The sequence below is a fragment of the Streptomyces atratus genome (assembly GCF_040655115.1).
Taxonomy (GTDB): Bacteria; Actinomycetota; Actinomycetes; order Streptomycetales; family Streptomycetaceae; genus Streptomyces; species Streptomyces atratus_D.
Genome location: NZ_JBFAJH010000002.1, coordinates 211043 through 233199, shown reverse-complemented (window position 1 = coordinate 233199; position 22157 = coordinate 211043). Strand labels below are relative to the sequence as shown.

The following is a 22157-nucleotide window of genomic DNA, read 5'->3' as shown; positions in this document are numbered from 1 at the left end:
GTCAGTCGACCTCCTCAACCGTCACGAGGTGGCGGACGGTGTGAGCCATGCCGCGGAACTCGGGACGGTCCTCCTTGACAACCACGTCGTTCAGGCGCTTGAGCCCGAGCGAACGCAGGGTGTCGCGGTGGTTCTGCTTGCTGCCGATGTACGACTTCGTCTGCGTGATCTTGAGGCGAGCCATTACGCACCCGCTCCCGCACGTGCACGAAGCAGAGCCGCGGGGGCGACGTCCTCGAGCGGCAGACCACGGCGAGCCGCGATCTCCTCGGGACGCTGCAGGCCCTTGAGGGCCGCCACGGTCGCGTGCACGATGTTGATCGCGTTGTCGGAGCCGAGCGACTTCGACAGGATGTCGTGAACGCCGGCGCACTCCAGAACGGCGCGCACCGGGCCACCGGCGATAACACCGGTACCGGGGGAAGCAGGCTTGAGCAGAACGACGCCCGCAGCCTTCTCGCCCTGGATCGGGTGAGGAATGGTGCCCTGGATACGCGGAACCTTGAAGAAGTTCTTCTTGGCTTCTTCCACGCCCTTGGCAATGGCCGCGGGAACTTCCTTGGCCTTGCCGTAACCGACACCGACGGTGCCGTCACCATCGCCCACCACGACCAGCGCGGTGAAGCTGAAGCGACGACCACCCTTCACAACCTTGGCGACGCGGTTGATCGCGACAACGCGCTCAACGTACGCGGTCTTCTCGGCGGCAGCTGCGCCGCCGTCACGGCCCTTCCGGTCCCGCCGCTCGCCGCCACCGGCACCGCTTCCGCGGCGCTGGGGTCCAGCCATTGGATTTACCTCTCTCTGTTACGTCCGCTGTGCGTAGGAACCGGGGCTTAGAACTTCAGCCCGGCTTCACGGGCGGCGTCAGCCAGAGCGGCAATCCGCCCGGCGTACTGGTTACCACCGCGGTCAAACACGACGGCCTCGACGCCTGCGGCCTTGGCACGCTCAGCGACCAGGGCGCCGACCTGCTTGGCCTGGGCGCTCTTGTCACCCTCGCCACCACGGATGGACACGTCCAGGGTCGACGCCGACGCGAGCGTGTGGCCCGCGATGTCGTCGATGACCTGAGCGACCATGTGGCGGTTGGACCGCGTCACGACCAAGCGCGGACGCTCCGGCGAACCGGAGATGTGCTTGCGGACGCGGATGTGGCGACGCTTGAGGGCGGCACGCTTGTAGGCGTCGCCCTTGGCGATCTTTACACCGTATGCCATGGCTACTTACCAGCCTTTCCGACCTTGCGGCGGATGACCTCGCCGGCGTACTTGACGCCCTTGGCCTTGTACGGGTCAGGCTTCCGCAGCTTGCGGATCTTGGCCGCGGTCTCGCCGACCTTCTGCTTGTCGATGCCCTCGACGGAGAACTTCGTGGGGGACTCCACCTTGAAGGTGATGCCCTCCGGGGCCTCGATCAGGATCGGGTGGCTGTAGCCCAGGGCGAACTCCAGGTTGGAGCCCTTCGCCTGGACGCGGTAACCGACACCACTGATCTCGAGCGCCTTGATGTATCCCTGGGTCACGCCGGTGATCATGTTCGCCACCAGCGTGCGGGACAGGCCGTGAAGGGCCTTGTTCTGACGCTCGTCGTTCGGGCGGACAACGTGCAGGACGCCGTCCTCACCCTTGGTGACCTCGATCGGCGCGGCAACGGTGTGCGTGAGGGTGCCCTTGGGGCCCTTCACTGCGACCGTGCGGCCATCGATGGTGACGTCCACACCGGCGGGAACCTGGATGGGGAGCTTGCCGATTCGCGACATGAGCTATTCCTCCGTTCCCGACTACCAGACGTAGGCGAGGACTTCCCCACCTACGCCCTTCTTGCTGGCCTGCTGGCCGGTCAGGAGACCGTGGGACGTGGAGATGATCGCCACGCCCAGGCCGCCGAGGACCTTCGGCAGGTTGGTGGACTTTGCGTATACACGCAGACCCGGCTTCGAGATTCGCTTGATGCCGGCGATCGATCGCTCGCGGTTCGGGCCGAACTTCAGCTCGAGGACGAGGTTCTTGCCGACCTCGGCGTCCTCGACCTTCCAGCCGGTGATGAAGCCCTCCTGCTGGAGGATCTCCGCGATGTGCGACTTGATCTTGCTGTGCGGCATCACGACGGAGTCGTGGTACGCCGAGTTCGCGTTACGCAGACGCGTGAGCATGTCTGCGATGGGATCAGTCATGGTCATGAATTGGCCTTCGGCCTCTCTCGCCGGGGTTTCCTGTATGCGCCATCCCTCTCCCCACTCACTGGCGGGACGGGTGCGGTGCGGGGACCTACGGCGTAGTAAGTCGGTCTAGGGCGGCAGGCGCCCAACCCTTCAAGCCTACGGCATGAAGAGCCGGACTCCTGCCGACCAGATGCTTACCGAGAGCTTCCGGGTAGTCCCAACGCCCAAAGGGCGAAGAAGATTTACCAGGAACTCTTGGTCACGCCCGGCAGCTCGCCACGGTGCGCCATCTCACGAAGGCACACGCGGCACAGGCCGAACTTGCGGTAGACGGAGTGGGGCCGGCCGCAGCGCTGGCAGCGGGTGTACCCGCGGACGCCGAACTTCGGCTTACGGGCGGCCTTAGCGATCAGAGCCTTCTTCGCCACGGTCAGTTCTCCTTGAACGGGAAGCCGAGGTGACGAAGGAGGGCACGACCCTCGTCGTCATTGGTCGCCGTGGTGACCACGGTGATGTCCATGCCCCGGACCCGGTCGATCTTGTCCTGGTCGATCTCGTGGAACATGACCTGCTCCGTGAGACCGAAGGTGTAGTTGCCACGGCCGTCGAACTGCTTCGGCGACAGGCCACGGAAGTCACGGATACGCGGCAGCGCGAGCGACAGCGTACGGTCCAGGAACTCCCACATCCGGTCACCGCGGAGGGTGACGTGGCAGCCGATCGGCTGACCCTCGCGCAGCTTGAACTGCGCGATGGACTTGCGGGCCTTGGTGACGGCCGGCTTCTGGCCCGTGATCGTGGTGAGGTCGCGCACGGCGCCATCGATCAGCTTGGAGTCGCGGGCGGCGTCGCCCACACCCATGTTGACCACGATCTTGACCAGACCGGGGATCTGCATGACGTTCTCGTACGAGAACTCCTCACGCAGCTTGCCGGCGATTTCCTCGCGGTAGCGCGTCTTGAGACGCGGCGCAGTGGTGGCAGTCATCAGATGTCCTCACCGGTCCGCTTGGCAACGCGGATCTTGTTGCCCTCGTCGTCAAAGCGGTAGCCGACGCGGGTGACGACCTTGTTGCCGTCCTTCTCCACAACCAGCTGAACGTTGCTGACGTGAATCGGGGCCTCAGTGGTGACAATGCCGCCGGTCTGCGAACCGCGAGCCGTCTGACCGGCCTTGGTGTGCTTCTTGACCCGGTTGACACCCTCGACGAGGACGCGGTCCTGAGCAGGGTAGGCAACGATGACCTTGCCCTGCTTGCCCTTGTCCTTACCGGTGATGACCTGAACCAGGTCGCCCTTCTTGATCTTCATGCTTACAGCACCTCCGGCGCGAGCGAGATGATCTTCATGAACTTCTTCTCGCGCAGCTCACGGCCCACCGGGCCGAAGATACGGGTGCCGCGGGGGTCGCCGTCGTTCTTCAGAATGACGGCGGCGTTCTCGTCGAAGCGGATGTACGAGCCATCCTGACGACGACGCTCCTTGACGGTGCGAACGATGACGGCCTTGACGACGTCACCCTTCTTCACGTTGCCACCGGGGATCGCGTCCTTGACGGTGGCGACGATGACGTCACCGATGCCCGCGTAGCGGCGACCCGAACCACCGAGAACACGGATGGTGAGGATTTCCTTCGCACCCGTGTTGTCGGCGACGCGAAGTCGCGACTCCTGCTGGATCACGTCTATCTCCTGATCGTCTGCCGGTTCCCGGCGGGGTTCGAACCCTGAACGGGTCGAACCCCACCGAGCCTGGCGGAACTTGCCTGAGGGGAATGCCCCTCAGGAATTACTTGGCCTTCTCGAGGATCTCGACGACGCGCCAGCGCTTCGTCGCAGACAGCGGCCGGGTCTCCATGAGGAGGACACGGTCGCCGACGCCCGCAGCGTTCTGCTCGTCGTGAGCCTTCAGCTTGTTCGTACGGCGGATGACCTTGCCGTACAGGGCGTGCTTGACACGGTCCTCGACAGCGACGACGACAGTCTTGTCCATCTTGTCGCTGACGACGAGACCCTCACGGGTCTTGCGGAAACCGCGGTCGGTGTTCGTCTCAGTCACAGTCTTCTCGCTCATCAGGCGCTCTCCACCGTCTCGATGCCCAGCTCGCGCTCGCGCATCAGGGTGTAGATCCGGGCGATGTCCTTACGGACGGACTTGAGCCGGCCGTGGTTTTCGAGCTGACCGGTCGCCGCCTGGAAGCGGAGATTGAACAGCTCTTCCTTGGCCTCGCGGAGCTTGTTGAGGAGCTCCTCGTTGCCCAGCTCGCGCAGCTCGGACGCCTTGGTACCGGCCGACATCACGACTCACCTGCCTCGCGCCGAACGATCCGGCACTTCATCGGAAGCTTGTGAGCAGCGCGGGTGAGCGCCTCACGAGCAATCTTCTCGTTCGGGTAGGACAGCTCGAACATCACCCGACCCGGCTTGACGTTCGCGATCCACCACTCGGGAGAACCCTTACCGGAACCCATGCGGGTCTCGGCCGGCTTCTTCGTCAGGGGACGGTCCGGGTAGATGTTGATCCAGACCTTGCCGCCACGCTTGATGTGGCGGGTCATCGCGATACGAGCTGCCTCGATCTGGCGGTTCGTCACGTAGGCCGGGGTCAGCGCCTGGATGCCGTACTCGCCGAACGCAACCTGCGTGCCACCCTTGGACATACCGCTGCGCTTCGGGTGGTGCTGCTTGCGGTGCTTGACCCTACGGGGGATCAGCATTTCGGTCAGGCCTCCGTTCCGGTGCTCTCAGCCGGAGCAGCGGCGGCGGGAGCGTCGGCCTTGGGGGCCTCGGCTGCCGGCGCGGACTGCTGCGGCTTGCGACCGCGACCGCCACGCTCGCCACCGCGGCCACCGCGACCGGCCGGGCGGTCAGCGCCGCCACGGGCCGGGCGGTTGCCTGCGCGGGCAGCAGCGTTCTCGGCGCGGACCTCGGCGATGTTCTTGACGTCGCCCTTGTAGATCCAGACCTTCACACCGATGCGGCCGAAGGTCGTCTTGGCCTCGAAGAAGCCGTAGTCGACGTTCGCACGGAGCGTGTGCAGGGGCACGCGGCCCTCGCGGTAGAACTCCGAGCGGGACATCTCGGCGCCGCCGAGGCGGCCACCGCACTGGATCTTGATGCCCTTGGCGCCGGCCTTCATCGAGCTCTGCATGCTCTTGCGCATCGCACGACGGAAGGAGACGCGGGAGGAGAGCTGCTCGGCGACGGCCTGGGCCACCAGCTGAGCGTCCACCTCGGGGTTCTTGACCTCGAGGATGTTCAGCTGGACCTGCTTGCCGGTCAGCTTCTCCAGCTCGCCACGGATGCGGTCGGCCTCGGCGCCACGGCGACCGATGACGATGCCCGGGCGGGCGGTGTGGATGTCAACGCGGACGCGGTCGCGGGTGCGCTCGATCTCAACCTTCGAGATGCCGGCCCGCTCCATGCCCTTCGTCATCATGCGACGAATGGCGACGTCTTCCTTGACGTAGTCCTTGTACAGCTTGTCGGCGTACCAACGGGACTTGAAGTCCGTGGTAATGCCGAGCCGGAACCCGTGCGGGTTTACCTTCTGGCCCATTACCGGGTTCCTTCCTTGCTGCTGACGACCACGGTGATGTGGCTGGTCCGCTTACGGATCCGGTAGGCACGACCCTGAGCACGCGGACGGAACCGCTTCAGGGTCGGGCCCTCGTCCACGTACGCCTCGCTGATGACCAGCGAAGAGGCGTCGGTGTGGTCGTAGTTGTGTGCAGCGTTGGCAATGGCGCTGTCCAGCACCTTGCCAACCGGCACGCTCGCGGCCTGCGGGGCGAAACGCAGGACCGCCTGAGCCTCCGTGGCATCCATGCCACGGATGAGGTCCACCACGCGGCGGGCCTTCATGGGCGTGACGCGGATGTACCGCGCCTGGGCCCTGGCTTCCATGGTTGTCCCTTCGGTGTAAGTCATAGTCGTTCCACCCCGCGGTTAGCGGCGCTTCGACTTCCGGTCGTCCTTGACGTGGCCGCGGAAGGTGCGAGTCGGCGAGAACTCGCCGAGCTTGTGGCCGACCATCGACTCGGTGACGAACACCGGGACGTGAATCTTGCCGTTGTGCACCGCGATGGTGTGACCCAGCATGGCCGGGACGATCATCGAGCGACGGGACCAGGTCTTGATGACGTTCTTGGTGCCTGCCTCGTTCTGTACGTCCACCTTCTTGATGAGGTGGCCGTCGACGAAGGGCCCCTTCTTGAGACTGCGCGGCATCTAAACCCGCTCCTAGCGCTTCTTGTTCGTCTTGCGGCGGCGGACGATGTACTTGCTCGATGCCTTCTTCGGCGAGCGAGTACGACCCTCCTTCTGACCCCACGGCGAGACCGGGTGGCGACCACCGGAGGTCTTGCCCTCACCACCACCGTGCGGGTGGTCAACCGGGTTCATCGCGACACCGCGGACGGTCGGGCGAACGCCCTTCCAGCGCATACGGCCGGCCTTGCCCCAGTTGATGTTCGACTGCTCGGCGTTGCCGACCTCGCCGATCGTGGCGCGGCAGCGGGCGTCGACCAGGCGGATCTCACCCGACGGCATACGAAGGTGGGCCATGGTGCCCTCCTTCGCCAGCAGCTGCACGGAGGCACCTGCGGAACGGGCGAACTTCGCGCCGCCGCCGGGCCGCAGCTCGATGGCGTGGATGGTCGTACCGACCGGGATGTTGCGCAGTGCCAGGTTGTTACCGGGCTTGATGTCGGCGGCCGGGCCGTTCTCGACACGGTCGCCCTGCGTCAGGCCACGCGGCGCGATGATGTAGCGCTTCTCGCCGTCCGCGTAGTGCAGGAGCGCGATGCGCGCGGTGCGGTTCGGGTCGTACTCGATGTGCGCGACCTTGGCCGGCACGCCGTCCTTGTCGTGACGACGGAAGTCGATCACTCGGTAGGCGCGCTTGTGGCCACCGCCCTGGTGGCGAACGGTCACACGACCGGCGTTGTTACGGCCGCCCTTGCTGTGCAGGGGGCGGACCAGCGACTTCTCCGGCGTGGACCGCGTGATCTCGACAAAGTCGGCGACGCTGGAGCCACGACGGCCCGGGGTCGTCGGCTTGTACTTGCGGATACCCATTTCTCAGTCCTCGTCCGATTCCGGACGACTCGACCTCCGTCAGGAGGTCGGGCCGCCGAAGATGTCGATACGGTCGCCCTCGGCGAGGGTCACGATGGCGCGCTTGGTGTCAGCGCGCTTGCCGAAACCGGTCTTGGTGCGCTTGCGCTTACCCTGCCGGTTGATCGTGTTGACCCCGGTGACCTTGACCGAGAAGACCGCTTCCACGGCCTGCTTGATCTGGGTCTTGTTGGAGCCGGGCGCGACGATGAACGTGTACTTGTTCTCGTCGAGCAGCGCGTAGCTCTTCTCGGAAACGACCGGCTTGACGAGAACGTCGCGCGGGTCCGTGAAGGTCTTGCTGGTTACGGTCGCCTCGCTCATCAGGCGTCGCTCCCTTCGGTCTCATCGGCCTTGGGGCCAGACACGAAGGACTCGAAAGCGGCCTGGGTGAAGACCACGTCGTCGGAGACGATCACGTCGTACGTGTTGAGCTGGCCCGGCTCCAGGATGTGCACCTGGGGCAGGTTGCGGGCGGACAGCCACGCGGCCTCGTCGGCGCGGTCGACGATCAGGAGCAGGTTCTTGCGCTCCGAGATCTTGCCGAGCAGCGTCTTCGCGGCCTTCGTGGAGACTGCACCGTCGACCACGCCGGTGACGACGTGGATACGGGAGTGGCGTGCCCGGTCGGAGAGGGCACCGCGCAGGGCGGCGGCCTTCATCTTCTTCGGGGTGCGCTGCGAGTAGTCACGCGGCTGCGGGCCGTGGACGACGCCACCGCCGACGAACTGCGGTGCGCGGGTCGAACCCTGGCGGGCGCGGCCGGTGCCCTTCTGGCGGTACGGCTTGCGGCCGCCACCACGGACTTCGCCGCGACGCTTGGTCTTGTGCGTGCCCTGACGGGCAGCAGCCAGCTGAGCGACAACGACCTGGTGGATCAGCGGAACGCTGGTCTTCGCGTCGAAGATCTCCGCGGGGAGCTCGACGGTACCGGCCTTGTCGCCTGCCGGCGAAAGGATGTCAATGGTGCTCATTACCTCAAGCCCCCTTGGCCGCGGTACGGACCAGGACGAGGCCGCCGTTCGGACCGGGGACTGCGCCCTTGATGAGGAGCAGACCCTTCTCCGCGTCAACCGCGTGGATGGTCAGGTTCTGGGTGGTGACACGCTCGTTGCCCATGCGACCCGCCATGCGCATGCCCTTGAAGACACGGCCGGGGGTGGCACAGCCACCGATGGAGCCGGGCATACGGTGCACACGGTGGGCACCGTGGGACGCCTTGCCACCCTTGAAGTTGTGACGCTTCATCACACCGGCGAAGCCCTTGCCCTTGCTCTTGCCCGTGACGTCAACCTTGACGCCGGACTCGAACACTGCGGCAGTGACCTCCTGGCCCAGCGTGTACTCGCTGGCGTCAGGGGTGCGGAGCTCCACCAGGTGGCGGCGCGGGGTCACGTCGGCCTTGGCGAAGTGGCCCTTGAGGGGCTTGTTCACCTTGCGCGGGTCGATCTCGCCGAAGGCGATCTGGACCGACTCGTAGCCGTCGCTGTCGTTGGTGCGGACCTGGGTGACGACGCAGGGCCCGGCCTTGACGACGGTCACCGGGACGACCCGGTTGTTCTCGTCCCAGACCTGGGTCATGCCGAGCTTCTCGCCCAGGACGCCCTTAATGTTCTTAGCCATCTCGCGCGTCACCTCAGAGCTTGATCTCGATGTCGACGCCGGCCGGCAGGTCGAGACGCATCAGCGAGTCAACCGTCTTCGGCGTGGGGTCGAGGATGTCGATGAGGCGCTTGTGCGTGCGCATCTCGAAGTGCTCGCGCGAGTCCTTGTACTTGTGCGGCGACTTGATGACGCAGTACACGTTCTTCTCAGTGGGCAGCGGCACCGGGCCCGCGACCGACGCACCAGTGCGGGTCACCGTCTCGACGATCTTCTTCGCCGAGGAGTCGATGACCTCGTGGTCGTAGGCCTTGAGCCGGATGCGGATCTTCTGTCCCGCCATGGCTACTAGTAGTCCTGTCTCTCGTAACGCTCTGGAACCCGGGGGTTCTCGTAACTCCTCCTCCGACCCACGCGGTCGGGCGTGTCGCATCCCCTCTACGCAGATCTCCCGAAGGATTTCCCAACCAAGGGGGTGCGGGCCGTGGACCGCGCTGTGCTCAATCAAGAGCGTCGGGGGTGGAACACCCACCGGGTGCCTGGTCGGCGCCCCACTTACGCTTCCCGAAAGATTCCCGTACGTCCGGCCCACATGGGGCCGACGAGTACTGTGGGACTCGCTTCCGGTCCTCCCGGCGGGAGGCGCGCAGCATTGACACTCAACCGAGCAACCTGGTCAGTGTGCCATAGCGGGTATGGCGCTGGCCAATCGGGCGGAGGATCTTACCCCCCGTGCTCGGGTGGTCAAACGCGGGCGAGCGCCGGCAGGGAGCTGCGGCGATGCCGATCCACTCGGACTCCGGCGTTCCGGCCCGGCCGCCCGCCGTGACCGACACCACATCGCCCGTCCGGGGGCAGCACTGCTCCGGTCGGGTGCACGCGGGGTTCTGGAATACTCCGTGCGGTGACGAGCACCACGCCCACCTGGACCCTGCGCCCCGCGGACCCCGCCGACGTCGAGCAGATGGCCGAACTCCGGGCCGTCGTCATGCGCCCCGACCTGGAGCGCCTGGGCCGCTACGACGAGCATCGCGTGCGACAGCGGCTGCGGGACGTCTTCGCGCCGGAGCACACCTCCGTCGTGGTCGCCGACGGCGTGTTCGCCGGCTGCGTCACCCTGCGCCCGGTCGAGAGCGGCTGGTGGCTGGAGAACTTCTATCTCTCCCCCGCGCTCCAGGGCCGCGGGATCGGCGCCGCCGTCCTGCGCGGCCTGCTGGAACGCGCCGACGCCGCAGGGGTGGACGTCCGCCTGGACGTCGTCCAGGGCAGCGCCGCCCGTCGGCTGTACGAGCGCCACGGGTTCACCCGGGAGCGCGAGGACCCGATCGATGTCTTTATGGTGCGCCGGCCCCGCGTGTAGCCGCGACAAGGAACGCGACCGCTCCGATCCCCGTCTAATCTGCCGCGGGAAGCGGCACTGACCGGCTGCTTCGACGGAGTGAGCGGACGGAGCACGGGGCGTGAAGGATCGAATCGGCCTGGAACCGGGCCGTGCCGGGGTGCGGCGGCGCAGCGTCGTGGCGGCCGCCGCAGCAGCCGCCCTGATGGGCGTCGGCGCCTGTTCCGTACCGGCCCCCCGGCGCAGTGACCCCATGGCCGACCCGACGCCCGGAATGGTGATCGGCGACGCCCGGAAGTCCCTGCTGATGCAGATCCTCGCCCACCCGGACGACGACCTGTACTTCATGAACCCGGACACCCAGCAGGCTCTGGACGCCGGGACCCCGGTGGTCTGTGTGTACCTCACCGCCGGTGAGGCCATCGGCATCAACCGGATTCCCGGCGCGCCGCGGCCCGCCGCCGACAAGGCGGCGTACTCCTCCGCCCGGCACCAGGGGCTGCGCCAGTCGTACGCGATCCAGCTCGGGCTGCCGATGTTCACCGCCTGGCAGAAGTCCGTCATCGCGCCGGCGGACGGGCTCCGGGCCGAGATCAACACCCTGACGCACGGCGGGCGCCGGGTCGAGCTGATCTTCCTCAATACGGCGATGCACACCGGCCGCGGCCGCCTGGGGCTGCCCAGCCTCTGGCACGACCGGGAGCTCGGCCTGCCCACCGTCGTCGCCGAGGGCTCACCGCTGAAGCGAGTGTGCTCGTACACGTACGACAAGATGATCGACGTCCTCGTCGGACTCCTCGACCACTACCGGCCGACCCTCGTCCACACCATGGATCCGGACCCGGACATCCAGCACAGCACCGAGGCCGTCCGCCGCCGGGACAGCGAGCAGCCCGGCTACTCCGACCACCCCGACCACACCGCGACCGCCTCGTTCACCTGGGCGGCGCTGATCCGGTGGGTGGCCCGCGCCACCGGGGACGGTGGGCCCGTGCCGCGGTTCGTCACCGCGGCGTACCGCGGCTACTACAACCGCCACTGGCCGAAGAACCTGACGTACCGCGTGCTGAAGGAGAAGGCGGCGCACCTCGTCCCGTACGGGGGCGAAGCCGACTGGCGGTGCGGGAACGTGGCGGGCTGCGGGGACTACAACGTGGGCGGCGACAGGCCGCTGACCAACCGCAAGGGCTGGGTCCGCTCCACCCGTTACCGCTACCCGGGCCCCCGCCCCGCCCTCGCCGCCGGAACGGACGGGCGGCTCACCGCGTACGGAGTTCTCGGACTGCGGGCGGTGCGGTGGCGCGAGAGCGCACCCGGCAGCGGGGTCTGGGACGATCCCGACGATCTCGGCGGCGGACCGCTGGCACCGGTGCTCGGCGGGGCGACGACGGCGGACGGCAGGCAGCTGCTGTTCGGGCTGCGCTTCGCGGCGCTCGGCGGGCACGGGGCGGCCGACGAGCGGGAGATCGTGCTCCTCGAACAGAGCTCCCCCGGCGGCGGGTTCCGTGCCTGGGAGGGGCTGGGCAATCCAGAGCGGGGACAGGACGCCGGCCGTCGGATCGGCGTCCCGGTCGCGGTCACCACCCCCGTCGGGCGGGTCCATCTCTTCGTACGGAACGCGGAGAAAGGTCTCAGCACCCGGGTACGGGACACGTCCGGCCGGTGGAGCGGGTGGCGGGACATGAGCGGGGGCGAGATCCAGGACGGGCTGTCCGCCGTGGTGGACGACGCGGGGTGTGTCCATGTCTTCGCGGCGGGCCGTTTCGCGGTGCATCACTGGACGCAGGACGCGCCCGGGGACGCACTGACCGCGCGCACCCGGATCAGCGGGGTGCCGGTTCCGGGGGACGGTCCAGGAGCGCTTCCGGCATCGGGCGGGTCCGCCGACCTGTTCTACCGTGCGGCGGCGAAGGCCGCGATGACGACCGTACGGACCGGGGAGACGGCGCAGGGGACGGGCGTCGACGGGCGCGGGCGGATCATCGAGGACCGCATCGGCTTCGACGGGTACGGGCCGGTCACCGCAGGCGGGTCGCCACGCGGCCCGGTGCTGCTCGGCCGCACCGAGAAGGGCCTGATCCAGCTCCGTACCGCCCGAGGGATCTTCGTACGCAAGCGCGGGCCGGTGGCGCTGGACGGGCCCGCGCTGCACGTCGCGAAAGACGGCCGGCCGACAGCGGTGGCACTGGGGGTCGACGCCCGCCCGTGGCTCTGGCGCCCCCAGCAGACCTGACGACGCGGGTGGGCACCTGCCAGAGGGCAGCGGCTGTCACCCTCTGATCATGATCAAGGTGCTGATCGCCGAGGACATGACGGTCGTACGGGAGGGACTGGTCTCCGTGCTGGCGCGCGAACCCGGTATCGAGGTCGTGGCCCAGGCCGCCCGCGGGGACGAGGTCCTCGCCACCGTGCTGGCCGCCCGGCCCGACGTGGCGGTGCCGGAAGTCGCCGTGCCCGGCCAGGACGGCATCACCACAGCACGTCAACTCGCCGACCGACTGCCGTCATCCCGCAGCCTCATCCTGACCGTCCTCGACCGGCCGGGCCATCTGCGGGCGGCCAGGGAAGCGGGCGCCGCCGCGCGACACCGTGGGCTGACTCGGGACCCGCATGACGTCGGTCAACGCCGAAGGGCCCCGGTCCACCGCTAGCGCGGCGGGCCGGGGCCCTTCTTGGTGCTCTGTGCGGAGCTACCAGGTCAGACCGTCAAGTAATTACTTGAGGATCTTGGTGACCTGGCCGGCGCCCACGGTCCGGCCACCCTCACGGATGGCGAACTTCAGGCCCTCTTCCATGGCGACCGGCTGGATCAGCACGACGTTCATGACGGTGTTGTCGCCCGGCATGACCATCTCGGTGCCCTCGGGAAGGGTCACAACGCCCGTTACGTCCGTGGTACGGAAGTAGAACTGCGGGCGGTAGTTGTTGAAGAACGGGGTGTGACGGCCACCCTCGTCCTTCGACAGGATGTAGGACTGGGCCTCGAACTCGGTGTGCGGCGTGACCGAACCGGGCTTGATGATGACCTGGCCGCGCTCGACGTCCTCGCGCTTGATGCCACGGAGGAGCAGACCGACGTTCTCACCGGCCTGGCCCTCGTCGAGCAGCTTGCGGAACATCTCGATGCCCGTGACCGTGGTGGTGGTCTTCTCCTGCTTGATACCGACGATGTCGACGGTCTCGTTGACCTTCAGGACACCGCGCTCGATACGACCGGTGACGACGGTGCCACGACCGGTGATCGTGAAGACGTCCTCGATCGGCATCAGGAACGGCTTGTCGACGTCGCGCTCGGGCTGCGGGATCGACTCGTCGACGGCCTTCATCAGGTCGAGGACGGTCTGGCCCCACTCCTTGTCGCCCTCAAGAGCCTTGAGCGCCGAGACCTTGACGACCGGCAGGTCGTCGCCCGGGAACTCGTACTCGGAGAGGAGCTCGCGGACCTCGAGCTCGACGAGCTCCAGGATCTCCTCGTCGTCCACCATGTCGGCCTTGTTCAGGGCGACGACGATGTACGGAACGCCGACCTGGCGGGCCAGGAGCACGTGCTCCTTGGTCTGCGGCATCGGGCCGTCGGTGGCGGCGACCACGAGGATGGCGCCGTCCATCTGCGCGGCACCCGTGATCATGTTCTTGATGTAGTCGGCGTGACCCGGGCAGTCGACGTGCGCGTAGTGACGCGACTCCGTCTGGTACTCGACGTGCGCGATCGAGATCGTGATACCGCGCTGGCGCTCCTCGGGAGCCTTGTCGATCTGGTCGAAGGCCGAGGCCTCGTTCAGGTCCGGGTACGCGTCGTGCAGCACCTTGGTAATGGCGGCCGTGAGGGTCGTCTTACCGTGGTCGATGTGACCGATGGTGCCGATGTTGACGTGCGGCTTAGTCCGCTCGAACTTCGCCTTCGCCACTGGGTCCTCCTGTGGAGTGGTTCTGTACGCCTTGCTTCATCGGCGCCAGGTGATCTTTGCTGGGATGCCGGGGCCAGGGGCATTCACCGCATTGCTTGCGCTCTGCGACGAATGCCCCATCAGGCTCCGGTGACAAGCCTAAAGCGTGAGCTCGGGAGAGTTACTCGCCCTTGGCCTTCGCGATGATCTCCTCGGCGACGTTCCGCGGAACCTCGGCGTAGGAGTCGAACTGCATCGAGTAGCTTGCGCGACCCGAGGTCTTGCTGCGGAGGTCTCCGACGTAGCCGAACATCTCCGAGAGGGGCACGAGGCCCTTCACGACGCGAGCGCCGCTGCGCTCCTCCATGGCCTGGATCTGGCCACGGCGGGAGTTGAGGTCGCCGATCACATCGCCCATGTAGTCCTCGGGCGTGGTGACCTCGACGGCCATCATCGGCTCGAGGAGCACGGGGGACGCCTTGCGGGCACCCTCCTTGAACGCCTGCGAACCGGCGATCTTGAAGGCGAGCTCGGAGGAGTCGACCTCGTGGTAACCACCGTCGAGAAGGGTGACGCGGACGCCGACCATCTCGTAACCGGCCAGGATGCCGAACTGCATGGCTTCCTGAGCACCCGCGTCCACCGAGGGGATGTACTCACGGGGGATGCGGCCACCGGTGACCTTGTTGACGAACTCGTAGGACGCGTCGCCACCCTCGATGGGCTCAAGGGCGATCTGCACCTTCGCGAACTGGCCGGTACCACCAGTCTGCTTCTTGTGCGTGTAGTCGATGCGCTCGACGGCCTTGCGGATCGTCTCGCGGTACGCGACCTGCGGCTTGCCGACGTTCGCCTCGACGCGGAACTCGCGCTTCATGCGGTCGACGAGCACCTCGAGGTGAAGCTCGCCCATACCACCGATGATGGTCTGGCCGGTCTCCTCGTCGGAGTGCACCTGGAAGGACGGGTCCTCCTCGGAGAGGCGCTGGATGGCGACACCCAGCTTCTCCTGGTCACCCTTGGACTTGGGCTCGATGGCGACCTGAATGACCGGCGCCGGGAAGTCCATGGACTCCAGGATCACCGGGTTCTTGTCGTCACACAGCGTCTCACCGGTGGTGGTCTGCTTCAGGCCCATGACGGCGATGATGTCACCGGCGCCCACCGACGCGATCTCCTCACGCTTGTTCGCGTGCATACGGTAGATCTTGCCGATGCGCTCCTTCTTGCCCTTGACCGAGTTCAGCACCGCGGTGCCGGCCTCGAGGCGACCGGAGTAGATCCGGACGAAGGTGAGCTTGCCGAGGTGCGGGTCGCTCGCGATCTTGAACGCCAGGCCGGAGAACGGCTCGTCGTCCGAGGGCCTGCGCTTGACGACAACCTCGGGGTCCTTGACGTCGTGGCCCTCGATGGCCTCGACGTCCAGGGGGGAAGGCAGGTAGCGGACGACCGCGTCGAGCAGGGGCTGGACGCCCTTGTTCTTGAACGCCGTGCCACAGAACACCGGGGTGACGGTGACGGAGCCCGCGCCGCCCTTCGATGCGAGGGTGATCCGACGGATCGCCTCGTGCAGCTGCTCCTCGGTGGGCTCGACGCCCTCCAGGTACAGCTCCATCATCTGGTCGTCGTTCTCGGAGACGGCCTCGAGCAGCTTGCCGCGCCACTCCTGAGCTGCCTCGATGTGGGTGTCCGGGATGTCGACGGTGTCGTACATCTCACCCTTGGCGGCCTCTTCCGGCCACACAAAGGCCTTCATCGACACGAGGTCGACGACGCCCTTGAAGTCGGCCTCGGCGCCGATGGGGAGCTGCATGACGAGCGGGACCGCACCGAGGCGGTCGACGATCATGTCGACACAGCGGTGGAACTCGGCACCCGTGCGGTCGAGCTTGTTGACGAAGCAGATACGCGGAACGCCGTAGCGGTCCGCCTGACGCCAGACAGTCTCGGACTGGGGCTCGACGCCCGCCACACCGTCGAACACGGTGACAGCGCCGTCGAGGACGCGGAGCGAACGCTCCACCTCGACGGTGAAGTCGACGTGACCCGGGGTGTCGATGATGTTGATGGTGTGGTCAACATCATTGAGCGGCCAGTGACAGGTCGTCGCGGCGGACGTGATCGTGATGCCGCGCTCCTGCTCCTGCTCCATCCAGTCCATCGTGGCTGCGCCGTCGTGGACTTCACCGATCTTGTAGGAAACACCGGTGTAGAAGAGGATCCGCTCAGTGGTGGTCGTCTTGCCCGCGTCGATGTGGGCCATGATCCCAATGTTGCGGACCTTGGCCAGGTCAAGCGAAGTGGTGGCCATAAGGCTCAATCTTCTCTCGGTCTCGATGTGGGTAGCGACTACCAGCGGTAGTGCGCGAAGGCCTTGTTGGACTCGGCCATCTTGTGGGTGTCCTCGCGCTTCTTGACGGCAGCGCCAAGACCGTTGGAGGCGTCGAGCAGCTCGTTCATGAGCCGCTCGGTCATCGTCTTCTCGCGGCGGGCGCGGGAGTAACCCACGACCCAGCGCAGCGCGAGGGTGGCGGCGCGACCGGGCTTGACCTCGATCGGCACCTGGTAGGTGGCGCCACCGACACGGCGGGACTTGACCTCGAGCGAGGGCTTGACGTTCTCAAGCGCGCGCTTCAGCGTGATGACCGGGTCGTTGCCGGTCTTCTCGCGGAGGCCTTCCATGGCGCCGTACACGATCCGCTCGGCAGTGGAACGCTTGCCGTTGAGCAGGATCTTGTTGATCAGCGAGGTGACAAGAGGAGAACCGTAGACCGGGTCGATGATGACCGGGCGCTTCGGGGCGGGGCCCTTACGAGGCATTCTTACTTCTCCTTCTTGGCGCCGTAGCGGCTGCGGGCCTGCTTGCGGTTCTTGACACCCTGGGTGTCAAGGGAGCCGCGGATGATCTTGTAACGAACACCCGGCAGGTCCTTCACACGGCCACCACGCACGAGCACGATGGAGTGCTCCTGCAGGTTGTGTCCCTCACCCGGGATGTAGGCCGTGACCTCGATACCGGAGGTCAGACGCACACGCGCGACCTTACGGAGGGCCGAGTTCGGCTTCTTCGGGGTGGTCGTGAACACACGCGTGCAGACGCCGCGGCGCTGGGGCGAACCCTCAAGCGCGGGCGTCTTGTTCTTCTCGACCTTGTCCTGCCGGCCCTTCCGGACCAGCTGCTGGATCGTAGGCACTACTTCTCCGGTTTCTGTGTGCCGTTCGTGAAACTAACCTGGAACGTCACCGACCCACGCGGTCGGGTGTGTCGAATGCTGCGGACTCCTGCCCGGGGGCAGGAGGGGCACAGATCGCGGTGGCCACTGACAGACTCGCTGTGCGGTTGAGGACACGCACACGAGCCCAGGCACACCCCAGGCACAAGGTCTGAGCGTACCTACCTCACGGACTCCGGTCAAAACAAATGCTGTCCGCCGGGACACGCAGGACAGAGCGTCGCGTCCCGTTCACCACCTGGTACAAACCAGTCGTTCCGCGCACATGCCCCAGTCACTTTCAGCATCCTCGCGTCCCACCGGCAGGCGGGGCGCGCCGAGGGGCACTCCCCCTCGCTGACCACCCAAAAACTCCCGGCTCGCCCCGAACAGCATGCGCGAGAACCAACTCCGCATGATCCAGGCCCTACGGCCCGCTCGGCCAGTTGCCCGGCAAGGACGGAGAGCTACGAGCGGGAGGGGCCGGAGAAGCTCGCCCTGCGGGCGCTGAGCGACGTTCTGAACCAGCGGTTTCCCGGGTTGGTCCAGCAGGACCCCGCGACGCCACAGCTGCCGCTGGGTGCCCGGGCGGGACCGCACACGGGACCGGCGGTACGGGACACACTGCCCCGCCGCCGTCCGGCGAGCCGCGGCATTCCGGGCCGCAGCCCGCCCGGCCGACGGCGCGGGGTGCCGTACCCGCCGAGCCGGGCACACCGGCCCGGCTGTTCCCCAGCCACCCCGACCACCCGACCCGGCTGCACCGCCTGCAGCCCGGACGCCGACCCCACGCACGCCGAAGGGCGGTCACCCCGTACGCAACGGGGTGACCGCCCTTCAGTCGTTCAGACCTTCGAACGACTCGCTTACTGGTTGTACGGACCGTAGTCGTAGTCCTCCAGCGGAACGGCCTGGCCGGAGCCCGTGCCGAACGGCGAGTAGTCGATGTCGTCGTAGCCGACGGCCGAGTACATCGCGGCCTTGGCCTCCTCGGTCGGCTCGACCCGGATGTTGCGGTAACGGGCCAGACCCGTACCGGCCGGGATGAGCTTACCGATGATGACGTTCTCCTTGAGGCCGATCAGGGAGTCCGACTTGGCGTTGATCGCCGCGTCGGTCAGAACCCTGGTCGTCTCCTGGAAGGACGCCGCCGAGAGCCACGACTCGGTGGCGAGCGAGGCCTTGGTGATACCCATCAGCTGCGGACGGCCGGAGGCGGGGTGACCGCCCTCGGTGACCACACGACGGTTCTCGGTCTCGAACTTCGACCGCTCGACCAGCTCGCCCGGCAGCAGCTCCGCGTCGCCGGACTCGATGATCGTCACCCGGCGCAGCATCTGCCGGATGATGATCTCGATGTGCTTGTCGTGGATCGACACGCCCTGCGAGTTGTACACCTTCTGGACTTCGCCGACCAGGTGGACCTGGACCGCGCGCTGACCGAGGATGCGCAGCACGTCGTGCGGGTTGGTGGCACCCACGGTGAGCTTCTGGCCCACCTCGACGTGGTCGCCCTCGCCCACGAGCAGACGGGCACGCTTCGAGATCGGGAACGGCGTCTCGTCGCTGCCGTCGTCCGGGGTGACGACGATCTTCTTGGTCTTCTCGGTCTCCTCGATACGGATGCGGCCGGCCGCCTCCGAGATCGGGGCGACACCCTTGGGCGTACGGGCTTCGAAGAGCTCGACGACACGGGGCAGACCCTGGGTGATGTCGTCACCGGCCACACCACCGGTGTGGAAGGTACGCATCGTCAGCTGGGTACCGGGCTCACCGATGGACTGGGCGGCGATGATGCCGACCGCCTCACCGATGTCGACCAGTTTGCCGGTGGCGAGCGAGCGTCCGTAGCAGAAGGCACAGGTGCCGACCGCGGACTCACAGGTCAGGACCGAACGGGTCTTGACCTCCTCGACGCCGGCGCCCACCAGGGCGTCGATCAGGACGTCACCGAGGTCGACGTTGGCAGGCGCGATGACCTTGCCGTCGACGACGACGTCCTCGGCGAGCATGCGGGCGTAGACCGAGGTCTCGACGTCCTCCGTCTTGCGGAGCACACCGTCCGCACCCTTGACGGCGATCTTCAGCTTGAGGCCACGGTCGGTGCCGCAGTCCTCCTCGCGAATGATCACGTCCTGCGAGACGTCCACCAGACGACGGGTCAGGTAACCCGAGTCGGCGGTACGCAGGGCGGTGTCCGCCAGACCCTTACGGGCACCGTGCGTGGAGATGAAGTACTCCAGAACGGTGAGGCCCTCACGGAAGGACGCCTTGATCGGACGCGGGATGGTCTCGTTCTTGGCGTTGGACACCAGACCACGCATACCGGCGATCTGACGCATCTGCATCATGTTTCCTCGGGCACCCGAGTCGACCATCATGAAGATGGGGTTCGTCCGCGGGAAGTTCGCGTTCATCGCCTCGGCAACCTCGTTGGTCGCCTTGGTCCAGATCGCGATGAGCTCCTGCGTGCGCTCGTCCTTGGTGATCAGACCGCGCTCGTACTGCTTCTGGACCTTTTCGTCCTGAGCCTCGTAACCCGCGACGATGGCCTTCTTGGCCTCGGGCACGACGACGTCGGAGATGGCCACGGTGACACCCGAGCGGGTCGCCCAGTGGAAACCGGCCGCCTTCAGGTTGTCGAGCGTCGCCGCCACGATGACCTTGGGGTAGCGCTCGGCCAGGTCGTTGACGATCTCGGAGAGCTGCTTCTTGCCCACCGAGTAGTCGACGAACGGGTAGTCCTCGGGCAGCAGCTCGTTGAAGAGCGCGCGGCCCAGGGACGTACGCAGCCGGAACGTGTCGCCCTGCTGGTACTCCTGCTCGCCCTCCTCGGCGACCGGCGGCACCCAGCCACGCGGCGGGATGGTGCCCACCGGGAAGCGGATGTCGACCTGCGCCTGGAGCGACAGCTCGCCGGCGTCGAAGGCCATGATCGCCTCGGCCGTGGAACCGAAGGAACGGCCCTGGCCGATGACCTTGCGCTCCTCCTCGTCCGTGGTGAGGAAGAACAGGCCCAGCACCATGTCCTGGGTCGGCATGGTGACGGGACGACCGTCGGCCGGCTTCAGGATGTTGTTCGAGGACAGCATCAGGATGCGGGCCTCGGCCTGCGCCTCCGCGGAGAGCGGCAGGTGCACGGCCATCTGGTCACCGTCGAAGTCCGCGTTGAACGCGGTGCAGACGAGCGGGTGGATCTGGATGGCCTTGCCCTCGACCAGCTGCGGCTCGAAGGCCTGGATGCCGAGGCGGTGCAGGGTCGGTGCACGGTTCAGCAGCACCGGGTGCTCGGCGATGACCTCTTCGAGGACGTCGTACACCACGGTGCGGCCGCGCTCGACCATGCGCTTGGCCGACTTGATGTTCTGCGCGTGGTTCAGGTCGACCAGGCGCTTCATCACGAACGGCTTGAAGAGCTCCAGCGCCATCGCCTTCGGCAGACCGCACTGGTGCAGCTTCAGCTGCGGACCGACGACGATCACGGAACGCGCGGAGTAGTCCACACGCTTACCGAGAAGGTTCTGACGGAAACGACCCTGCTTGCCCTTGAGCATGTCGCTCAGGGACTTCAGCGGGCGGTTGCCCGGACCGGTGACCGGGCGACCACGGCGGCCGTTGTCGAACAGCGCGTCGACGGCCTCCTGCAGCATCCGCTTCTCGTTGTTCACGATGATCTCGGGAGCACCGAGGTCAAGGAGACGCTTGAGGCGGTTGTTGCGGTTGATCACACGGCGGTACAGGTCGTTCAGGTCGGAGGTCGCGAAGCGGCCACCGTCCAGCTGCACCATCGGACGCAGGTCCGGCGGGATGACCGGCACGCAGTCGAGCACCATGCCCTTGGGGCTGTTGCTGGTCTGCAGGAACGCGGAGACGACCTTGAGGCGCTTGAGCGCACGGGTCTTCTTCTGGCCCTTGCCGGTACGGATGATCTCGCGGAGGCGCTCGGCCTCCTCGTCGAGGTCGAAGGACTCCAGGCGCTTCTGCAGGGCAGCGGCACCCATGGAGCCGTCGAAGTACGTGCCGAAGCGGTCACGCAGCTCGCGGTAGAGCAGCTCGTCGCCCTCGAGGTCCTGGACCTTGAGGTTCTTGAAGCGGTTCCACACCTCGTCGAGACGGTCGATCTCGCGCTGCGCACGGTCGCGCAGCTGCTTCATCTCACGCTCGGCACCTTCGCGCACCTTGCGGCGCACGTCAGCCTTGGCGCCCTCGGCCTCGAGCTCGGCCAGGTCGGTCTCGAGCTTCTTGGCGCGGGCCTCCAGGTCGGAGTCGCGACGGTTCTCGACCTGCTGACGCTCGACGGAGACGTGCGCCTCCAGCGAGGGCAGGTCACGCGTGCGGCGCTCCTCGTCCACGAACGTGATCATGTACGCGGCGAAGTAGATGACCTTCTCGAGGTCCTTCGGCGCGAGATCAAGCAGGTAGCCGAGGCGCGACGGGACGCCCTTGAAGTACCAGATGTGGGTGACGGGAGCAGCAAGCTCGATGTGGCCCATGCGCTCACGACGCACCTTGGCGCGCGTGACCTCCACGCCACAACGCTCACAGATGATGCCCTTGAAGCGGACACGCTTGTACTTGCCGCAGTAGCACTCCCAGTCCCGGGTCGGACCGAAGATCTTCTCGCAGAAGAGTCCGTCCTTCTCGGGCTTGAGCGTGCGGTAGTTGATGGTCTCCGGCTTCTTCACTTCGCCGTGCGACCAGGTCCGGATGTCGTCCGCGGTGGCAAGGCCGATCCGCAGCTCGTCGAAGAAGTTGACGTCGAGCACTTGTCGTCAATCCCTCTTTCGGGGTCGAGTCTCAATCAATGGTCTGAACGGGTCCGGGGAGAGCCGGCCG

The 22157-nt window shown here is 66.7% G+C and carries 28 protein-coding genes; 3 read left to right on the top strand and 25 right to left on the bottom strand.

The window, feature by feature from the left end; genetic code table 11:
- Position 1: 1 nt before the first annotated feature.
- From rpmD to rpsJ, 20 genes are all read right to left on the bottom strand, one after another.
- Positions 2–184, bottom strand: a complete 183-nt coding sequence (gene rpmD, locus AB0I23_RS04130; protein WP_030914154.1) for a 50S ribosomal protein L30 — start codon at positions 182–184, stop codon at positions 2–4.
- Positions 184–789 carry a 30S ribosomal protein S5 gene (gene rpsE / locus AB0I23_RS04125; RefSeq protein ID WP_030914151.1) on the bottom strand — a complete coding sequence of 202 codons (606 nt, stop codon included), beginning with the start codon at positions 787–789 and terminating at the stop codon, positions 184–186. The genes rpmD and rpsE overlap by 1 nt, the downstream gene beginning before the upstream one ends.
- A 47-nt stretch (positions 790–836) precedes the next feature.
- Complete coding sequence (gene rplR / locus AB0I23_RS04120; RefSeq protein ID WP_030914149.1) at positions 837–1220, bottom strand: 50S ribosomal protein L18; 384 nt, start codon at positions 1218–1220, stop codon at positions 837–839.
- Between the two features lie 2 nt (positions 1221–1222).
- A complete protein-coding gene (rplF, locus tag AB0I23_RS04115) occupies positions 1223–1762 on the bottom strand; it encodes a 50S ribosomal protein L6 (protein WP_037688015.1) in 540 nt (179 codons plus the stop codon).
- 21 nt (positions 1763–1783) lie between these two features.
- Positions 1784–2182 carry a 30S ribosomal protein S8 gene (rpsH, locus tag AB0I23_RS04110; RefSeq protein ID WP_037688013.1) on the bottom strand — a complete coding sequence of 133 codons (399 nt, stop codon included), beginning with the start codon at positions 2180–2182 and terminating at the stop codon, positions 1784–1786.
- 224 nt (positions 2183–2406) lie between these two features.
- Positions 2407–2592 (bottom strand): type Z 30S ribosomal protein S14, encoded by a 186-nt coding sequence (locus tag AB0I23_RS04105; protein ID WP_003948630.1) that lies wholly within the window; start codon positions 2590–2592, stop codon positions 2407–2409.
- A gap of 2 nt (positions 2593–2594) precedes the next feature.
- The gene (rplE, locus tag AB0I23_RS04100; RefSeq protein WP_037688009.1) at positions 2595–3152 is read right to left on the bottom strand and encodes a 50S ribosomal protein L5; all 558 of its coding nucleotides are present in this window, start codon (positions 3150–3152) and stop codon (positions 2595–2597) included.
- Complete coding sequence (gene rplX, locus AB0I23_RS04095) at positions 3152–3475, bottom strand: 50S ribosomal protein L24 (protein WP_003966949.1); 324 nt, start codon at positions 3473–3475, stop codon at positions 3152–3154. Before rplX ends, rplE begins: the two co-directional genes overlap by 1 nt.
- A gap of 2 nt (positions 3476–3477) precedes the next feature.
- Positions 3478–3846, bottom strand: coding sequence for a 50S ribosomal protein L14 (gene rplN, locus AB0I23_RS04090; RefSeq protein ID WP_003966950.1), 369 nt, complete (start codon positions 3844–3846; stop codon positions 3478–3480).
- 106 nt (positions 3847–3952) lie between these two features.
- Entirely contained in the window at positions 3953–4237 is a 285-nt protein-coding gene (gene rpsQ / locus AB0I23_RS04085) for a 30S ribosomal protein S17 (RefSeq protein WP_030977953.1), read from the bottom strand.
- A complete protein-coding gene (gene rpmC / locus AB0I23_RS04080; RefSeq protein WP_015035581.1) occupies positions 4237–4461 on the bottom strand; it encodes a 50S ribosomal protein L29 in 225 nt (74 codons plus the stop codon). Before rpmC ends, rpsQ begins: the two co-directional genes overlap by 1 nt.
- Positions 4461–4880, bottom strand: a complete 420-nt coding sequence (rplP, locus tag AB0I23_RS04075; RefSeq protein WP_014047785.1) for a 50S ribosomal protein L16 — start codon at positions 4878–4880, stop codon at positions 4461–4463. The genes rpmC and rplP overlap by 1 nt, the downstream gene beginning before the upstream one ends.
- 5 nt (positions 4881–4885) lie before the next feature.
- Positions 4886–5722 (bottom strand): 30S ribosomal protein S3, encoded by an 837-nt coding sequence (rpsC, locus tag AB0I23_RS04070; protein ID WP_037688007.1) that lies wholly within the window; start codon positions 5720–5722, stop codon positions 4886–4888.
- On the bottom strand, positions 5722–6069 hold the full coding sequence (gene rplV / locus AB0I23_RS04065; protein WP_004571827.1) for a 50S ribosomal protein L22: 348 nt from the start codon (positions 6067–6069) through the stop codon (positions 5722–5724). The genes rpsC and rplV overlap by 1 nt, the downstream gene beginning before the upstream one ends.
- A 42-nt stretch (positions 6070–6111) precedes the next feature.
- On the bottom strand, positions 6112–6393 hold the full coding sequence (rpsS, locus tag AB0I23_RS04060) for a 30S ribosomal protein S19 (protein WP_003966956.1): 282 nt from the start codon (positions 6391–6393) through the stop codon (positions 6112–6114).
- A gap of 12 nt (positions 6394–6405) precedes the next feature.
- On the bottom strand, positions 6406–7242 hold the full coding sequence (gene rplB, locus AB0I23_RS04055; RefSeq protein ID WP_093773282.1) for a 50S ribosomal protein L2: 837 nt from the start codon (positions 7240–7242) through the stop codon (positions 6406–6408).
- A gap of 39 nt (positions 7243–7281) precedes the next feature.
- Entirely contained in the window at positions 7282–7605 is a 324-nt protein-coding gene (rplW, locus tag AB0I23_RS04050; RefSeq protein WP_037688005.1) for a 50S ribosomal protein L23, read from the bottom strand.
- A complete protein-coding gene (gene rplD, locus AB0I23_RS04045; protein ID WP_359106592.1) occupies positions 7605–8255 on the bottom strand; it encodes a 50S ribosomal protein L4 in 651 nt (216 codons plus the stop codon). The genes rplW and rplD overlap by 1 nt, the downstream gene beginning before the upstream one ends.
- Before the next feature lie 4 nt (positions 8256–8259).
- A complete protein-coding gene (gene rplC / locus AB0I23_RS04040; protein ID WP_030914132.1) occupies positions 8260–8904 on the bottom strand; it encodes a 50S ribosomal protein L3 in 645 nt (214 codons plus the stop codon).
- Positions 8905–8917: 13 nt separating this feature from the next.
- Positions 8918–9226, bottom strand: coding sequence for a 30S ribosomal protein S10 (rpsJ, locus tag AB0I23_RS04035; protein ID WP_003948644.1), 309 nt, complete (start codon positions 9224–9226; stop codon positions 8918–8920).
- A 621-nt stretch (positions 9227–9847) separates the two neighbouring features.
- Between rpsJ and AB0I23_RS04030 the strand changes: the two genes are divergently transcribed.
- The 3 genes from AB0I23_RS04030 to AB0I23_RS04020 all read left to right on the top strand — a co-directional run bounded on the left by AB0I23_RS04030 (position 9848) and on the right by AB0I23_RS04020 (position 12873).
- Entirely contained in the window at positions 9848–10243 is a 396-nt protein-coding gene (locus tag AB0I23_RS04030) for a GNAT family N-acetyltransferase (RefSeq protein WP_359106938.1), read from the top strand.
- A 184-nt stretch (positions 10244–10427) separates the two neighbouring features.
- Positions 10428–12455, top strand: coding sequence for a PIG-L family deacetylase (locus tag AB0I23_RS04025; protein WP_359106936.1), 2028 nt, complete (start codon positions 10428–10430; stop codon positions 12453–12455).
- Positions 12456–12504: 49 nt separating this feature from the next.
- Positions 12505–12873 carry a response regulator gene (locus AB0I23_RS04020; RefSeq protein ID WP_359106589.1) on the top strand — a complete coding sequence of 123 codons (369 nt, stop codon included), beginning with the start codon at positions 12505–12507 and terminating at the stop codon, positions 12871–12873.
- A 63-nt stretch (positions 12874–12936) separates the two neighbouring features.
- Here the strand turns inward: AB0I23_RS04020 and tuf are convergent, their stop codons facing one another.
- From tuf to AB0I23_RS03995, 5 genes are all read right to left on the bottom strand, one after another.
- Complete coding sequence (gene tuf / locus AB0I23_RS04015; protein ID WP_037688003.1) at positions 12937–14130, bottom strand: elongation factor Tu; 1194 nt, start codon at positions 14128–14130, stop codon at positions 12937–12939.
- A 160-nt stretch (positions 14131–14290) separates the two neighbouring features.
- Positions 14291–16420 (bottom strand): elongation factor G, encoded by a 2130-nt coding sequence (fusA, locus tag AB0I23_RS04010; protein ID WP_359106587.1) that lies wholly within the window; start codon positions 16418–16420, stop codon positions 14291–14293.
- Positions 16421–16458: 38 nt separating this feature from the next.
- Positions 16459–16929, bottom strand: a complete 471-nt coding sequence (gene rpsG, locus AB0I23_RS04005; protein WP_030977935.1) for a 30S ribosomal protein S7 — start codon at positions 16927–16929, stop codon at positions 16459–16461.
- 2 nt (positions 16930–16931) lie between these two features.
- Positions 16932–17303, bottom strand: coding sequence for a 30S ribosomal protein S12 (gene rpsL / locus AB0I23_RS04000; protein WP_003948652.1), 372 nt, complete (start codon positions 17301–17303; stop codon positions 16932–16934).
- Between the two features lie 884 nt (positions 17304–18187).
- Positions 18188–22087: a DNA-directed RNA polymerase subunit beta' gene (locus tag AB0I23_RS03995; protein WP_266982612.1), complete on the bottom strand. Its 3900-nt coding sequence runs from the start codon at positions 22085–22087 to the stop codon at positions 18188–18190.
- Positions 22088–22157 lie beyond the last annotated feature (70 nt).

What these genes read in the sequence shown, in the direction of transcription:
- rplB (WP_093773282.1), bottom strand. Translation starts at nt 7,242, where the DNA reads ATGGGTATCCGCAAGTACAAGCCGACGACCCCGGGCCGTCGTGGCTCC.
- rpsH (WP_037688013.1), bottom strand. Translation starts at nt 2,182, where the DNA reads ATGACCATGACTGATCCCATCGCAGACATGCTCACGCGTCTGCGTAAC.
- fusA (WP_359106587.1), bottom strand. Translation starts at nt 16,420, where the DNA reads ATGGCCACCACTTCGCTTGACCTGGCCAAGGTCCGCAACATTGGGATC.
- rplE (WP_037688009.1), bottom strand. Translation starts at nt 3,152, where the DNA reads ATGACTGCCACCACTGCGCCGCGTCTCAAGACGCGCTACCGCGAGGAA.
- rpsG (WP_030977935.1), bottom strand. Translation starts at nt 16,929, where the DNA reads ATGCCTCGTAAGGGCCCCGCCCCGAAGCGCCCGGTCATCATCGACCCG.
- rplD (WP_359106592.1), bottom strand. Translation starts at nt 8,255, where the DNA reads ATGAGCACCATTGACATCCTTTCGCCGGCAGGCGACAAGGCCGGTACC.
- rplC (WP_030914132.1), bottom strand. Translation starts at nt 8,904, where the DNA reads ATGGCTAAGAACATTAAGGGCGTCCTGGGCGAGAAGCTCGGCATGACC.
- AB0I23_RS04020 (WP_359106589.1), top strand. Translation starts at nt 12,505, where the DNA reads ATGATCAAGGTGCTGATCGCCGAGGACATGACGGTCGTACGGGAGGGA.
- rplX (WP_003966949.1), bottom strand. Translation starts at nt 3,475, where the DNA reads ATGAAGATCAAGAAGGGCGACCTGGTTCAGGTCATCACCGGTAAGGAC.
- rplF (WP_037688015.1), bottom strand. Translation starts at nt 1,762, where the DNA reads ATGTCGCGAATCGGCAAGCTCCCCATCCAGGTTCCCGCCGGTGTGGAC.
- rpsQ (WP_030977953.1), bottom strand. Translation starts at nt 4,237, where the DNA reads ATGAGCGAGAAGACTGTGACTGAGACGAACACCGACCGCGGTTTCCGC.
- AB0I23_RS04030 (WP_359106938.1), top strand. Translation starts at nt 9,848, where the DNA reads ATGGCCGAACTCCGGGCCGTCGTCATGCGCCCCGACCTGGAGCGCCTG.
- rplP (WP_014047785.1), bottom strand. Translation starts at nt 4,880, where the DNA reads ATGCTGATCCCCCGTAGGGTCAAGCACCGCAAGCAGCACCACCCGAAG.
- AB0I23_RS04025 (WP_359106936.1), top strand. Translation starts at nt 10,428, where the DNA reads ATGGGCGTCGGCGCCTGTTCCGTACCGGCCCCCCGGCGCAGTGACCCC.
- rplR (WP_030914149.1), bottom strand. Translation starts at nt 1,220, where the DNA reads ATGGCATACGGTGTAAAGATCGCCAAGGGCGACGCCTACAAGCGTGCC.
- rpsJ (WP_003948644.1), bottom strand. Translation starts at nt 9,226, where the DNA reads ATGGCGGGACAGAAGATCCGCATCCGGCTCAAGGCCTACGACCACGAG.
- rpmD (WP_030914154.1), bottom strand. Translation starts at nt 184, where the DNA reads ATGGCTCGCCTCAAGATCACGCAGACGAAGTCGTACATCGGCAGCAAG.
- rpsE (WP_030914151.1), bottom strand. Translation starts at nt 789, where the DNA reads ATGGCTGGACCCCAGCGCCGCGGAAGCGGTGCCGGTGGCGGCGAGCGG.
- rplV (WP_004571827.1), bottom strand. Translation starts at nt 6,069, where the DNA reads ATGGAAGCCAGGGCCCAGGCGCGGTACATCCGCGTCACGCCCATGAAG.
- rplW (WP_037688005.1), bottom strand. Translation starts at nt 7,605, where the DNA reads ATGAGCGAGGCGACCGTAACCAGCAAGACCTTCACGGACCCGCGCGAC.
- rpmC (WP_015035581.1), bottom strand. Translation starts at nt 4,461, where the DNA reads ATGTCGGCCGGTACCAAGGCGTCCGAGCTGCGCGAGCTGGGCAACGAG.
- rpsS (WP_003966956.1), bottom strand. Translation starts at nt 6,393, where the DNA reads ATGCCGCGCAGTCTCAAGAAGGGGCCCTTCGTCGACGGCCACCTCATC.
- rpsC (WP_037688007.1), bottom strand. Translation starts at nt 5,722, where the DNA reads ATGGGCCAGAAGGTAAACCCGCACGGGTTCCGGCTCGGCATTACCACG.